This is a genomic window from Terriglobus roseus DSM 18391, from assembly GCF_000265425.1.
Classification (GTDB): domain Bacteria; phylum Acidobacteriota; class Terriglobia; order Terriglobales; family Acidobacteriaceae; genus Terriglobus; species Terriglobus roseus.
In genome coordinates, this window is sequence record NC_018014.1 from 3,878,867 (window position 1) to 3,891,640 (window position 12,774).

A 12,774-nucleotide genomic window follows, 5' to 3' on the forward strand; every position below is an offset into this window, starting at 1 on the left:
GATGCCCGCGCATCCAGATAGAATCAATTCAACGAACTGCCGCGGGCTTTCACCCCGATTGGCATGGAGGAAGCATGTATCCAGAGATTATGGTGATCCCGATGCGCGAAGAGCTGACGCGCGCAGGCATCAGCGAAGCACGCACCGCCGCCGAAGTGGACCAGGCCCTGGCCCAGTCCGGAACGACGCTTGTCGTCGTCAACTCCATCTGCGGTTGCGCAGCCGGCAAGATGCGGCCCGGCGTTCGCATGGCCATGGAGCACACCCAGAAGCCGGATCACGCCATCACCGTCTTCGCAGGCCAGGATCGTGAAGCAACTGATAAGGCACGTGGCTACTTCGGTGGACACCCGCCCACCTCGCCCGCCATCGCCATCCTGCGCGACGGCCAGCTCGTCTACCTGATGCAGCGCTCTGCAATTGAAGGCGCAAATGCGCCGGCAATCGCACAGGAACTGGCGCGCGCATTCGACGCGTACTGCGCCAAAGCAAACGCGTAAGCCACTAGGTACACGATTCACCGCAACGGGGAGGCTTCGGCCTCCCCGTTCGTTGTTTCGCTCAACTTTCCGTTCCGTGCGCCGATAGGCCATGTGTGAGCACGCACACACAACATTCCGCGCCCACCAACGCCGCCGACCGCGTGGATCTGCGCGCCTGGCGGCTCGACGAAGTCGTTCGCGGCCATGTGCTCTCCACGTTGCAGCGATGCGACGGCAACAAGCTGCGAGCGGCCGAACTCCTCGGCATCAGCCGCTCGACGCTCTACCGCATGCTCGACACCTTCTCCGTGATGTCTCCCGCATAGCGCAAACCTGTACGCCGAGGCCGCAGGAGGCGGTACACTGCGGCTTCGGAGTGCTTTCATCCATGCGTCTTCTTACCCCCGTTTTATGCGCCGCCCTGGCGCTTCCCGCGATCGCCTACACGCAGATCGCCGCCTCACCCTCCGCCGCCGCCGCGCCGCAGGACGCGGCCTCGCGATCGCGCGCACTGAACAAGATCTTTGAGGACTACTGGCAGTTCACCCTCAAGTCTTCGCCGGAATCGGCCACCTTTTTCGGTGATGATCGCTACAACAACATCTGGAGCGACTACAGCGCCTCCGCCTTCAACACCCGCCTCGCCCGCGAGATGGACTTCTTGACGCAACTCGGCGCCATCGACACTACCGGACTGCCCGAGCAGGAACAGCTCTCAGCCCAGCTGCTGATGCGCACCTTCCTCGACGACCAGGACGGCGCACGCTTCAAGCAGTGGCAGATGCCCGTAAGCCAGTTCGGTGGCCCACACCTCGACATGCTGTCGACATTGAACGCCATGCCCTTCGTGACCGTGAAGGACTACGACAACTACATCGCGCGTCTCAACAAAGTCCCGACAGTCTTTTCGCAGGCACAGGAAGCAATGGACGCCGGCATCACTGACGGCCGCACCGTCCCGCAGATGCTGATGGAAAAGGCCCAGGCGCAGGTCGTGAAGATTGCCACCACCAAGCCGGAAGAGTCGCCCTGGGCCGCTCCGCTCAAGAAGATGCCCACCAGCTTTAGCGCTTCCGATCAGAAGCGCATCCGCACCGAGGCGATGGAAGCGATCACCAATCAGGTGCTGCCCAGCTACGACCGTTTCGGACGCTACCTGAAAGCGCAGTACATTCCAAAGGCGCGCAAGACGCTGGCAGCCACGGCGTTGCCAGACGGCCAGGCTTACTATGCCTACCTCGTCCGCACCAACACCACGACCACACGCACTCCAGACCAGATCCATCAGCTCGGCATGGAAGAGGTCAAGCGCGACGAAGCCGAGATGCTCGCCATCGCAAAAAAGCAGGGCTTCAACGACCTGAAGAGCTTCAATGCCTCCCTGAAGGCCGATCCCAAGCAGCACGCCACCTCTGCAGATCAGTTGCTCGACGCCTTCCGCAAGCCGCTGGTCGAGATGCAGGCACGGCTGCCCGAGTTCTTCGGTCGCCTGCCCAAGGCTCCTTTCAAGGTCCAGGCAACGCCCGCCTTCCGCGAGGCCAACTCAGCACCAGCCGACTATGAGCCCGGCACCCCTGACGGCAAGCGCGCCGGTGTCTTTAACGCAAACACCTATCACTACGCCGACCGCCCGATGTACACCGCAGAAGCCATCGCCTTCCACGAAGGTGTCCCCGGCCATCACCTGCAGATCTCCATCGCGCAGGAACTCACCGGCATCCCCACCTTCCGCAAGCAGGGCGGCTACACGGCCTTCCAGGAAGGCTGGGGACTCTACGCTGAGCGCTTGGGTAAGGACGTCGGCTTCTACACCAATCCAAACGACGACTACGGCCGTCTCAATGCCGACGTCTGGCGCGCCATCCGACTCGTCGTCGACACCGGCGTCCACAGCAAGGGCTGGACACGCCAGCAGATGGTCGACTTCTTCCACGAGCACTCCGCCATCGACGACAGCAGCATCGAGGCCGAGGTTGACCGCTACATCGCCATCCCAAGCCAGGCGCTCGCCTACAAGAGCGGCCAGCTCATGATCCTGGAGCTCCGCGAACGTGCAAAGGCCAAGCTGGGACCGAAGTTCAACCTGAAGGCCTTCCACGACGAGGTTCTGGACTCCGGTGCACTCCCCCTCGACGTCTTGGAGCACCGCGTCGACGCATGGATCGCAGCAGGCGGAAAATAGCGGTCCGCGCATGCCCTGGCGCTACCGCGAGGCCAGGGCGCGCGAACTGCGCAGCCGATCTTCCAGATGACGCTCCAGGATCGTGATCGCAAAGCGTCGTAACTGCAGGGTTGCGGCGCGCGGCCACTCCGCCTCCTCCATCAACTCGGGCAGCGGCTTGCGAAAGATGCGGGCAGCCGTCGCAACAGCCTCAGCCGGCAGCAGCACCGACCCGCTCGGACGGTACTTCGCCGCGAACACACCATCCCGCAAAGGCGAGTAGTACACGGCCTCCCGACGCAACGGCTCACCGCTGATCGCGCAACGGTTCAAGTCCGGCATCCAGCCCAGCAGACGCGTAATCCAGAGCGCAAAATAAGTCACCGGCAACCCAAGATTCGTCCCCGTCAAATGGGTCGCTGCCGCCAGCGTCAGGCGGAAGACATCATCCTCCACGGCACGGTCCGGCAGCGCTCCCTCAAGCACCTCCGCGAGGAACGCGAGCGCCGCGGCGCGCGGATAGTCCACCGGATCCCGCAGCGGAGACCAAAGGATCTCAAACCGATCCAGGCGCACGACATCCTGCTTCGGCCGTTCTGCCCACTCCGCGCGCACATACGTCATCGGCTCCAGCGCACCGCCAAACCGCCGTCGCGATCGCATCGCATGCCGTGCCACACCGCGCACCACACCCTGATCACGCGTGAAGACAGCAACCATCAGGTCCGCCTCACCAAACGGCCACGTACGCAGAACAATGCCCTCGGATTGTTGAACAGAAGCCACGGATCAGACCGCGGCGATAAGCGAACTGTAAGCCGTAAGGCCCCCGTCCACTGTGAGTAAGCGGAGATCCTCCACAATGGCCTGCGCTACCAGCAACCGATCGAAAGGATCGCGATGGTGGAACGGGAGACCAGCGCTGGCAATCGCATGCTCGCTCGCAATGAGCAGTTCGAGGTACCCAAGTGAGAGCAACGATGACCGGAGCTTCGCCGCATCCGCAAAAAACGTCTGCGGATGCTTCGCAGACTTGATCGCAACTTCCCAGATGCTCGCGACGCTGAATACGAAGTCGTTAGAAGGGTCAAGCAGCAACTCTACCGCCGCAGGCGGAACACGCATTCGCTCGAAGACCGACCAAAGCAAAAGATTCGTATCAAGGAGAAAGGTCATGCTTTGCCGTAGAACTCTTCCTCGATTTCGCTTCGTCCGAGTTCCTTCCAGTCCGCAGGAATGCGAGCCTGCCCCTCGAGCAGCCCGAGGCGGAACGACGCATCCAGAGGCCGCGGTAAGAGCGGAACCACGCGGGCGATCGCGCGACCATCATCCAGGAGTGTGATCTCCTCGCCCCGTCGAACTCCTGCGATCACGTCGGTCAGCGCAGCGTCTTTCACGTCCAAGGATTGCATTCCGGTCTCCCTGCAAAAAGTCTATGCCTGCCGCTGGAGGTTGGAAACAAAGAAACGCGCAGCCGAAGCTGCGCGTCTCGTGATTCCTTCAACCAATACTTACCGGCCGAAGTGTTCAGCGTTCTTCGTCGCGAAGTCGACCCACTTGTCCGGCAGATCGTCTGCTGCGTAGATGGCGGAAACTGGGCACACCGGCACGCAGGCGCCACAGTCGATGCACTCGACGGGATCGATAAAGAGCTGCTCGGCGGTGTCGTTCCCGTCCTCACCCTTCTTGGGATGGATGCAATCTACGGGACAGGCATCGGCGCAGGCCGTGTCCTTTGTGCCGATGCAGGGTTCTGCGATGACGTATGCCATGGTGCGTTGAATCCTTTCAAACAGAGCTGAATGTGTGGCTGCGAGACGATCATAACAGTTATCAAATTCGGACTTATCCGGACGTACTTGTGCGTCTTTTTACGAACCCGCCGCAGCCGCCTCGCGACGCCGGCGGAACTCCTCCGCCGTGGGAATCGGCGCAAGATTTCGGCCCGCGAACATATCCGCGAAGATCGCCCGCATCTCGCCACCGATCCTGCCATTGCTCGCCAGAATCTCGCGCGAATCCAGAAGAAAGGGCGACCCGTCAAAGCGCGTCACCTCGCCGCCCGCCTCTTCCACCAGCAGCAGGCCAGCCGCAGTGTCCCAGGGGTTCAGGTTGAACTCCCAGTAACCCTCCACGCGTCCCGCCGCCGTGTACGCCAGGTCAATTGCAGCGGCACCCGCCCGTCGCAGCCCATGCGACCGCAGCGTCAGCTCGTGGTAAAAGTGCGCATTCGGATTCTCGTGACGCTTGTGGGACGGAAAGCCCGTCGACAGCAGCGACTCTTGCAGCAAGGCAGTCTTTGAGACGGAGATCCGTCGCCCGTTCAGGTACGCACCCTTCCCTCGCTCCGCCAGGAACAGCTCATCGCGCAACGGCTCGTAGATCACGCCTGCAACAATGACGCCATCCGCATCCTCCGCCGTCCCTGCAGGCCGGTGCTCCAGGCCCATCGAAACGCAGAAAAACGGGAAGCCATGCGCAAAGTTTGTCGTTCCGTCCAAAGGATCCACGTACCAGCGATACTCCGAATCCAGCTTCTGCCGAGTGCCCTCTTCGCCGTAGATGCCGTGCTCCGGAAACAGCGTGTTCAGCCGCTCGCCGATCAGCTTTTCACTGGCACGGTCAGCTTCCGTGACGATGTCGACATCGCCCTTGAACTCCGCGGTGACGCCTTTTTCGTAGTAGTGACGCAGCAGCGCACCCGCCTCGCGCGCAATCTCAGCGGCTGGCGTGGCAAAGGAAAACTGGCTCGGATCAAAGTAGCTCATGCAGGCACAGGATACGCCGCCCGTATGACGATTGGCTCGCCCTCAGCGTGCATCGGCGTAGTAGCCGGTCCGGCTGCGCAACGCAAGCGACGCCGACTTCGCGGGATCCTTCAACGACACATTGATCTTGCGGAAGCTCGCATCCACACCACGCCGTGGAGCATAGTAGCCCAGCAGGTACTGCGTGCGCAGATCGTCTGACAGGTGCGCAAAGGCCGCCTTCAGATCTTCCTTTTCCGTCACATAGAAGTACTTGCCGCCGGTGTCCTCGGCCATCTGGATCAAGGCATGCTCGCCGCCCACGTTGCGGCCTGCGTCCGCCAGGATCGGCACAATGATGATCGGATAGATCGCCGCGCCCGCACGCTGCGCCTCGGCAACGGCCTTGGCATAGCCGATCTCTTTCCGGCTCGTGTTGTCGCCGCCATCCGTCACCAGCACCAGCACACGGCGGCGCGTGGCATCAGCCTTTGATTCGGTCAACCGCTCGCTCGCGACATACACCGCGTCATACAGAGCGGTGTCGTCGCCCTTGGTCAGTCGCTTGATGCCCTCGTCAATGCGGCGGGCATCGTTCGTATATGGCACCAGCTCCTGCGAGTCATACGAGAACGCAATCAGATCCATCTCATCTTCCGGCCGCAGAATCTGCTCCGCAAAGCGTTTGGCCGCCGCGCGTTCCGTCTTGAACTGCGAGAAGACCGATCCCGAGGTGTCCACAGCCATCACGATCGACAGTGGCGTGCTCGCCTCGCGCTCAAAGATGGCAATCTTCTGCGTCCGCCCATCTTCCATCACGGTGAAGTCGTCCTGCGACAGGCCACCGACCGCAACGCCGTGCCCATCGACCACGTTCACCGGCACATTGACCAGTCGCGTCTCGACCCGCAGAATCGGGGCGGAGTCCTGGCCCGCCTGTTGCGCGCGCGACGCCGCTGGCAGCGCACTGCAGATCGCGAGCACGCTTGCGGCGGTAATGACAAACCTGTTCAAGAAAATTCAGCTCCCGAAGGGAACGATATACCGTTCGCACCCACTTGGACTGTGACGGAGCGATGGATGGTAGCGACTACACTGCGGACGACGAGGGAGCAACAATGTCAGCCGGAAAGGGCTCGCCATCCGGCCACACCGCGCCGTCGACGAACACTTCCCTCTTCCAGATGGGTACCTGCTTCTTCAGCGTGTCGATCAGCCACCGGCACGCCTCGAAGGTGACACCGCGATGCGCCGATGCAACCGCGATCAGGATGCTCGTCTCGCCAACTTCCAGACGCCCAAGCCGATGCACGATCGCCACATCCCGAACGCCAAACTTCTCGACCGCTGCCGCTGCAAGCGCACGCATCTGCTCCAACGCCATCGCATCGTAAGCCGTGTAGTCCAGGTGCAGCGTCTCGCGGCCACGCGTGTTGTTCCGCACGATACCGTCAAAGACGGTTACCGCGCCGTCTTCCCCGGCCTTCAGTGCATCGGTAATCGCCTTGGAGTCAATAACGTCGTGCGTCAGTTCAATCTGCATACGTATCCCGGGTAGATGCTCCACCGCTCACTGGCGGCAGCAGCGCCACTTCATCCTCTTCCATCAGTACGTGCTCGCGTCCAACGTATTCGCGATTCACAGCAACCGCAATGCGCGGCCACATCTCCGCAAGGTCTTCGCGCGAACGCTCTTCGAAGTACGTCAGCAAATCCGCGACGGTCGTCATATCGGCAACTTCCACCGTCTCTGACGCGCCGATCGCCTCACGCAACACACCGAAGAAAAGCACATTCACCTGCATGACCCCAGCATAACGAAAACAGCGAACGCCGCGGTCTGCGGCGTTCGCTGCTGCGTAGCAACTTGTCGTTCTTATGCTGCGGTCGTGATCAGTTCCTCGCGAAGCTGCTCGTCTTGCACGGCGTCCTTCAGCGTGTGCGGAAGGGCAACGGCCAGCACGTCTTCAATACGTGACGCGTAGTGAATCGTGATGCCCTCGACCTGGTCGGCCGTGAGATCTTCCTCCACGTTCGCCTTCACATCGATCGGCAGGATCACGTCCTTCACGCCCGCACGCTTGGCCGCAAGGAACTTCTCCTTGATGCCACCCACCGGCAGCACGTTACCGCTCAGAGTGATCTCGCCCGTCATGGCCAGCAGCGGCCGGATGGGCCGATCGGTCAGCAGACTGACAAGGGCCGTAGCCATCGTCACACCAGCCGAAGGACCGTCCTTCGGAATAGCGCCCGCCGGTACGTGTACGTGGATGTCGAGCTCTTCGAAGACCTTCTCGTCAATGCCGAGCATGGCCGCATTCGATCGAATCCACGTGTACGCTGCGTGCACACTCTCCTTCATCACGTCGCCCAGTTGTCCCGTGCGATCCAGCTTGCCCTTGCCCTTCATCTTGTTGGCTTCGATGAACAGCACATCGCCACCAACCGGAGTCCATGCAAGTCCCACGGCAACACCACTGCGCTTGGTGCGCTCGGCGATCTCCGTATCCACACGCACCTTGTAACCGCCAAGGAACTGGTGAATGATCTCGTCGGTCACGACCAGCGTCTCGGTCTTGCCCTCGGCGATGCGGCGCGCCTGCTTGCGGCAGACTGTGCCGATCAACTGCTCCAGCTTACGGACACCCGCCTCCCGCGTGTAGTGCCGCGCAATGATGCCCAACGACTCCTTCGGGAAGATGATGCGGGGCTCACCGGCAACCGGCTCCGGCAACTGCGACTCGGGCACCCCACCCTCTTCGGGCTTCGTCTCCTCCTTCGGCGCAGCAACCGGCTCAATCCCGTTCTCGCGGATCTGCCGCGGCACCAGGTACCGCTCCGCAATGTTGACCTTCTCCTCTTCGGTATAACCCGTCAGTTCGATGATCTCCATACGGTCCAGCAGCGGCGCGGGAATTGGATCAAGCTGATTCGCCGTGCAGATGAACAGCACCTTCGACAGGTCGAACGGCTGATCCAGATAGTTATCGCGGAACGTTCCGTTCTGCGCCGGATCCAGCGTCTCCAGCAGAGCCGATGCAGGGTCGCCACGGAAGTCGCGGCCCAGCTTGTCGATCTCGTCCAGCATGAAGACAGGATCGTTTGTCTCCACACGCTTCAGGTTCTGGATAATCTGTCCCGGCATCGCGCCAATGTACGTGCGGCGATGTCCGCGGATCTCCGCCTCATCGTGCATGCCACCCAGTGAAATGCGAGCAAACTTGCGGCCAAGCGCGCGTGCAATGCTCTTGCCCAGCGAGGTTTTACCCACGCCCGGAGGTCCGACGAAGCACAGGATCGGTCCCTTCATATCCGGCTTCAATCGACGGACAGACAGGTAGTCCAGGATGCGGTCCTTCACCTTCTGCAGACCATAGTGATCCTCATCCAGGAAGTCAGAAGCCTCCTTGATGTTGACCTCTTTACCGCTTGATTTAGCCCACGGTAGCGCTGCAAGCCACTCGATGTAAGTCCGCGCCATACCGTAGTCCGGCTGTGCGGGATTCATCCGTTGCAGGCGATTCAGCTCCTTCAGCGCTTCCTTCTTCGTCTCCTCCGGCATACCCGCGGCTTCGATCTTCTCGCGCAGCTCGGTGATGTGCTTGTTGCTGTCGTCGCCTTCGCCCAGCTCCTTGCTGATCGCCTTCATCTGCTCGCGCAGATAGTACTCGCGCTGCGACTGCTGCACCGCGTCCTGCACCTCGGTTTGGATCTTGGAGCGCAGCTGCTGCACCTCCAGCTCCTTCACCAGGTACTTGTTCAGCCGCTCCATGCGAGCGTTAACGTCCGTCGTCTCAAGCAATTCCTGCTTATCGACCGTCGTAAGAAACGGCAGAGAAGAGCTGATGAAATCAGCAAGACGGCCCGGCTCCTCAATGTTCAGCGCGATCGTCTGCAGATCGTCTGACAGCGTCGGCGATGCAGTGACGACCTGCTGGAACTGCGAGACGACATTGCGCTGCAATGCCTCCAGCTCGGGCGTCTTCCCCGGGTCAGCATCCGGAATACTCTCGTAGGTTGCCGTTAGGAAGGGCGTACTCTGCTCGAACTCGCCCAGCTTGATGCGCTCCGTGCCCTCCGTGAAGACGAAAAGCGACTGGTTCGGCATCTTCACGACCTTGTGAATGGTCGCAAGGGTGCCGTACTGGTGCAGCTCGGTAGCCTCAGGCGAGTCCTGACGGGCATCACGCTGCGCCACGACAAGGATCGTCTTCTCCTCGCCGAGCGATTGGATCAATTGAATGGAGCTGTCGCGGCCAACGGTCAGCGGCAGAACGGCGTGGGGAAACAGCACGGTATCGCGCACCGGCAGAACAGGCAAAGCGCGGGAACTGCGCTTACGGTCCGGATCAGAGGCGGTGGGCTGAATCACGCTGACGAAGTCGTTTGGCATTTGTGAGTGTCCTTCCATCAGATATTCACACATCTGATGCATCAAGTCACGGCCGGATTCAACCTTCGTCGGCGAGACCTGCTCCGTAAGGGCTTATCGGCGCACTACGGTTCAACTCCAATGGATGCCCCCCGCAACCGCAGGGAAGCACGGCCAGAATGTCATTTCCTTAGACACCCAGGCGCAAACTGGATCGCATTGCGCAATGCGATCCGGCGGCCCGTCAAACCTTTTAATATGAACTGCTTAGTTGACCTGCGGGCTTGAGAGAGAATGTGCCGCGTACCGGCCAAGTTCGGTCACATGAGCGCACACCGGCCGCAAGGTCGCCAGGATGCGATCTGCCGCAGCCGGCTCTGGCAGTCGCAGATCTACAAAGAAGATGTACTCCCAGGGCTTTCCGGGCACGGGCCGCGACTCAATACGCGTCAGGTCAGCGCCCTCGGCAGCCAGCCGCCGAAGCGCCTCCACCAGCGATCCAGGCTGGTGACGCAGATCGAACGCCAGGCTCATCTTGTCGACAGCCGCACCCGCCGGGCGAAGTCGCTCCGCATCCTCCGGCCGCGCCAGCAGAAAGAACCGCGTGAAGTTCAGCGGATCGTCCTCAAGATCGCGCGCCAGAATGTCTGCACCGTAGACGTGCGCAGCATGCGGCGCGGCAATCGCGGCAGCATCCTTCTCCCGCGTCGCCATCAGGTGTTTCACCGCACCGGCTGTGTCGTAAAACGGAACGGCCTGGATGCGCGGATGCCGTGCAAAGAACCGTCGGCACTGCGAAAGCGCCACAGGATGAGACAGCACACTGCGAACATCGGCAAGCGACACACCAGGCGCCGCCATCAGCGCATGCCGGATACGCAACGAAAGCTCCGCAACAATGATGACGCCATGTTGCAGGATCAGGTCCGAGTGATCGGCGACCGCGCCATGCAGACTGTTCTCCACCGGCAATACCGCCGCATCCGCTTCGTGGGTGCGCGCCAGCTTTTCAAACACCTCTACCGAAAGAGCACACGGAACAAGAGAGACCTTGCCCAACATCTGTTCCGTTGCCATATGGCTATTCGAACCGGGTTCACCTTGAATTGCGATCTTCACGACGGCGTCTGATCTCCTCGCGCTACTTACACGGCGCACCATGCCCGCTGCTCATGCGGATTCTGATTGCGTGTGAATGTTTTTTGAGCAAAGTACAACCTACTAAGTTTACGCGGCAACTATGTTGATGTGACTGTATCGTCACACATTTGAACGCCCCGGCCGGAGGCCAGGGCATCTGGAGAGAAAACGATGCTTTGGACTATCACCGTCATCCTGCTGGTGTTGTGGCTTGTCGGCCTTGTCAGTGGAACCACCCTCGGTGGCTGGATCCACATCCTGATCGTGCTGGCCATCGTGTCGCTGATCTTCAACTTGATCAGCGGTCGCCGCGCACTTTAACTGCGCATTCTATTCAGTAAGACAACCAAAGCCACTCACCCCGCGTGAGTGGCTTTTGTCTTGCCTCAGAGTGGTCGCAATCGAACCGATCTGCATCAGAACCGTGAGTAAGTGAAGCAGCGCGACGCACGCCGCTGCGGGAGGAGATCATTATGGATAGCGATCAGATCAAGGGCAAACTGCAGGGCGCTTTTGGCAAGGTAGAAGAAGCAGTTGGTAAGGCGGTCGGCAGCAACGACCTGCAGAATGCCGGCACAGAAGACCGTCTTAAGGGCGGCGCAAAAGAGACCTGGGGAAACGCGAAAGACACGGCCCGCGAAGTGACCGACACGGCCCGCACGGACGCATCCGTCCACGCCGATCACGCAAGTGCAGAAGGTGAATCTCTCCGCAGCCGCATCGTCAACGGCGCCGAGAACCTGAAGGATTCGATCAACGCGAAGCTCGACAACGCGAAGGCAGACGAGCAGGCAAAGCGCGAAGAGATCCGTCGCGAAGCATAGTTCGAAATCATCGCAAGATAAAGGCCCGCAGCAATGCGGGCCTTCTTGTTTTCACTACTGCACTTCCCTACCGCAGAACGCCGATCGCAGAATCAACGCCGGGACGATGCAACATCACGTCTACCGCGATCGCACAGAAAAAGACAACAGAGATGACACCGTTCAGCGTGAAGAACGCAGCGTTCATGCGCCTCAGATCGGTCGGTGAAATCAGGCTGTGTTCATACAACAGCAGCATGGCCACAATGCCGATGCCAACATACGCAATCATCCCCAGGTGAAACAGCATCACCAGCCACACCAGCAAACCGATCATCAGCAGGTGCATCGTACGAGCCAGCAGGAAAGCGCCCTGCAGACCGAACGCCTGCGGCACCGAGTTCAGGCCATGCGTACGATCATGCTCGAAATCCTGGCACGCATACAGCACATCAAACCCCGCGACCCAAAGCAGGACCGCCCCGGAGAGCACGATGATGCGCGCATCGAGACTGCCCCGCACCGCAATCCACGCAGCCGACGGCGCAATGCCAAGTGCCAGGCCCAGCACCAGGTGAGACCAGCGCGTAATTCGCTTCATGTAGCTGTACGACAGCACCACCGCAATGGACAAAGGGCTCAGCAGCAGTGTCAGGTGATTCAGCGCGCCTGCGGCCGCAACGAAGATCGCAAGCGAAAGCAGCGTAAAAGCGCCGACAAAGCCCTTCGTCAGTAGCCCTGCTGGAATGGCACGCGTCGCCGTACGTGGGTTGATGCTGTCGATTTCGGCATCGGCCAGGCGATTGAATGCCATGGCCGCGGTACGCAGAGAGATCATGCAGACCACCACCAGCAGCAGCGTCCGCCAGCGCGGCCATCCACCCGCGGCCAGGACGGCGCCCGTAAGCGCAAACGGCAGCGCAAAGATGGAATGCTCCCACTTGATCATCTCAAGCGTGATGCGTGTACTGCGAAGCGTGTTCGAAAGGAGAGCGGCCATACACCTACCAGTGTATGGCCGAGTCTCGAACGCCGTGTACCGCGTGTCAGCAGCCAACGCTGCGCTTCC

General features: G+C 60.8%; 16 protein-coding genes. 5 read left to right on the forward strand and 11 right to left on the reverse strand.

Annotated features, from left to right (window positions below):
• Positions 1-74 precede the first annotated feature (74 nt).
• From TERRO_RS15820 to TERRO_RS15830, 3 genes are all read left to right on the forward strand, one after another.
• The gene (locus TERRO_RS15820; protein WP_014786700.1) at positions 75-500 is read left to right on the forward strand and encodes a BrxA/BrxB family bacilliredoxin; all 426 of its coding nucleotides are present in this window, start codon (positions 75-77) and stop codon (positions 498-500) included.
• A gap of 95 nt (positions 501-595) precedes the next feature.
• Positions 596-808: a helix-turn-helix domain-containing protein gene (locus TERRO_RS15825; RefSeq protein ID WP_041592662.1), complete on the forward strand. Its 213-nt coding sequence runs from the start codon at positions 596-598 to the stop codon at positions 806-808.
• A gap of 62 nt (positions 809-870) precedes the next feature.
• Positions 871-2,664 carry a DUF885 domain-containing protein gene (locus tag TERRO_RS15830; protein ID WP_014786701.1) on the forward strand — a complete coding sequence of 598 codons (1,794 nt, stop codon included), beginning with the start codon at positions 871-873 and terminating at the stop codon, positions 2,662-2,664.
• Positions 2,665-2,685: 21 nt separating this feature from the next.
• On the opposite strand, the gene recO is transcribed toward TERRO_RS15830, so the two are convergent.
• The 10 genes from recO to TERRO_RS15880 all read right to left on the reverse strand — a co-directional run bounded on the left by recO (position 2,686) and on the right by TERRO_RS15880 (position 10,923).
• Positions 2,686-3,429: a DNA repair protein RecO gene (recO, locus tag TERRO_RS15835; protein ID WP_014786702.1), complete on the reverse strand. Its 744-nt coding sequence runs from the start codon at positions 3,427-3,429 to the stop codon at positions 2,686-2,688.
• A gap of 3 nt (positions 3,430-3,432) precedes the next feature.
• Positions 3,433-3,819, reverse strand: coding sequence for a type II toxin-antitoxin system VapC family toxin (locus TERRO_RS15840; RefSeq protein ID WP_014786703.1), 387 nt, complete (start codon positions 3,817-3,819; stop codon positions 3,433-3,435).
• Positions 3,816-4,055, reverse strand: coding sequence for a type II toxin-antitoxin system Phd/YefM family antitoxin (locus TERRO_RS15845; protein ID WP_014786704.1), 240 nt, complete (start codon positions 4,053-4,055; stop codon positions 3,816-3,818). Before TERRO_RS15845 ends, TERRO_RS15840 begins: the two co-directional genes overlap by 4 nt.
• 99 nt (positions 4,056-4,154) lie before the next feature.
• Positions 4,155-4,415 (reverse strand): 4Fe-4S dicluster domain-containing protein, encoded by a 261-nt coding sequence (locus TERRO_RS15850; RefSeq protein ID WP_014786705.1) that lies wholly within the window; start codon positions 4,413-4,415, stop codon positions 4,155-4,157.
• A gap of 99 nt (positions 4,416-4,514) precedes the next feature.
• Positions 4,515-5,411 carry an inositol monophosphatase family protein gene (locus TERRO_RS15855; RefSeq protein ID WP_014786706.1) on the reverse strand — a complete coding sequence of 299 codons (897 nt, stop codon included), beginning with the start codon at positions 5,409-5,411 and terminating at the stop codon, positions 4,515-4,517.
• Positions 5,412-5,453: 42 nt separating this feature from the next.
• Complete coding sequence (locus tag TERRO_RS15860; protein WP_014786707.1) at positions 5,454-6,404, reverse strand: VWA domain-containing protein; 951 nt, start codon at positions 6,402-6,404, stop codon at positions 5,454-5,456.
• A gap of 76 nt (positions 6,405-6,480) precedes the next feature.
• Positions 6,481-6,933: a molybdenum cofactor biosynthesis protein MoaE gene (locus TERRO_RS23730; RefSeq protein ID WP_014786708.1), complete on the reverse strand. Its 453-nt coding sequence runs from the start codon at positions 6,931-6,933 to the stop codon at positions 6,481-6,483.
• Positions 6,923-7,195 (reverse strand): molybdopterin converting factor subunit 1, encoded by a 273-nt coding sequence (moaD, locus tag TERRO_RS23735; protein WP_014786709.1) that lies wholly within the window; start codon positions 7,193-7,195, stop codon positions 6,923-6,925. Before moaD ends, TERRO_RS23730 begins: the two co-directional genes overlap by 11 nt.
• Positions 7,196-7,266: 71 nt before the next feature.
• A complete protein-coding gene (gene lon / locus TERRO_RS15875) occupies positions 7,267-9,783 on the reverse strand; it encodes an endopeptidase La (protein WP_014786710.1) in 2,517 nt (838 codons plus the stop codon).
• A gap of 246 nt (positions 9,784-10,029) precedes the next feature.
• On the reverse strand, positions 10,030-10,923 hold the full coding sequence (locus TERRO_RS15880; protein WP_014786711.1) for a prephenate dehydratase: 894 nt from the start codon (positions 10,921-10,923) through the stop codon (positions 10,030-10,032).
• Between the two features lie 150 nt (positions 10,924-11,073).
• Here TERRO_RS15880 and TERRO_RS23270 point away from each other — a divergent pair, with 150 nt between their 5' ends.
• Positions 11,074-11,223, forward strand: a complete 150-nt coding sequence (locus tag TERRO_RS23270; RefSeq protein ID WP_014786712.1) for a lmo0937 family membrane protein — start codon at positions 11,074-11,076, stop codon at positions 11,221-11,223.
• 152 nt (positions 11,224-11,375) lie between these two features.
• Positions 11,376-11,726, forward strand: coding sequence for a CsbD family protein (locus TERRO_RS15885; RefSeq protein ID WP_014786713.1), 351 nt, complete (start codon positions 11,376-11,378; stop codon positions 11,724-11,726).
• A 67-nt stretch (positions 11,727-11,793) separates the two neighbouring features.
• On the opposite strand, the gene TERRO_RS15890 is transcribed toward TERRO_RS15885, so the two are convergent.
• The gene (locus TERRO_RS15890) at positions 11,794-12,705 is read right to left on the reverse strand and encodes a UbiA-like polyprenyltransferase (RefSeq protein WP_014786714.1); all 912 of its coding nucleotides are present in this window, start codon (positions 12,703-12,705) and stop codon (positions 11,794-11,796) included.
• Between the last annotated feature and the right edge of the window lie 69 nt (positions 12,706-12,774).

What these genes read in the sequence shown, in the direction of transcription:
- TERRO_RS15820 (WP_014786700.1), top strand. Translation starts at nt 75, where the DNA reads ATGTATCCAGAGATTATGGTGATCCCGATGCGCGAAGAGCTGACGCGC.
- TERRO_RS15830 (WP_014786701.1), top strand. Translation starts at nt 871, where the DNA reads ATGCGTCTTCTTACCCCCGTTTTATGCGCCGCCCTGGCGCTTCCCGCG.
- TERRO_RS15840 (WP_014786703.1), bottom strand. Translation starts at nt 3,819, where the DNA reads ATGACCTTTCTCCTTGATACGAATCTTTTGCTTTGGTCGGTCTTCGAG.
- TERRO_RS15845 (WP_014786704.1), bottom strand. Translation starts at nt 4,055, where the DNA reads ATGCAATCCTTGGACGTGAAAGACGCTGCGCTGACCGACGTGATCGCA.
- TERRO_RS15850 (WP_014786705.1), bottom strand. Translation starts at nt 4,415, where the DNA reads ATGGCATACGTCATCGCAGAACCCTGCATCGGCACAAAGGACACGGCC.
- TERRO_RS15855 (WP_014786706.1), bottom strand. Translation starts at nt 5,411, where the DNA reads ATGAGCTACTTTGATCCGAGCCAGTTTTCCTTTGCCACGCCAGCCGCT.
- TERRO_RS23730 (WP_014786708.1), bottom strand. Translation starts at nt 6,933, where the DNA reads ATGCAGATTGAACTGACGCACGACGTTATTGACTCCAAGGCGATTACC.
- moaD (WP_014786709.1), bottom strand. Translation starts at nt 7,195, where the DNA reads ATGCAGGTGAATGTGCTTTTCTTCGGTGTGTTGCGTGAGGCGATCGGC.
- lon (WP_014786710.1), bottom strand. Translation starts at nt 9,783, where the DNA reads ATGCCAAACGACTTCGTCAGCGTGATTCAGCCCACCGCCTCTGATCCG.
- TERRO_RS15880 (WP_014786711.1), bottom strand. Translation starts at nt 10,923, where the DNA reads ATGGTGCGCCGTGTAAGTAGCGCGAGGAGATCAGACGCCGTCGTGAAG.
- TERRO_RS23270 (WP_014786712.1), top strand. Translation starts at nt 11,074, where the DNA reads ATGCTTTGGACTATCACCGTCATCCTGCTGGTGTTGTGGCTTGTCGGC.
- TERRO_RS15885 (WP_014786713.1), top strand. Translation starts at nt 11,376, where the DNA reads ATGGATAGCGATCAGATCAAGGGCAAACTGCAGGGCGCTTTTGGCAAG.
- TERRO_RS15890 (WP_014786714.1), bottom strand. Translation starts at nt 12,705, where the DNA reads ATGGCCGCTCTCCTTTCGAACACGCTTCGCAGTACACGCATCACGCTT.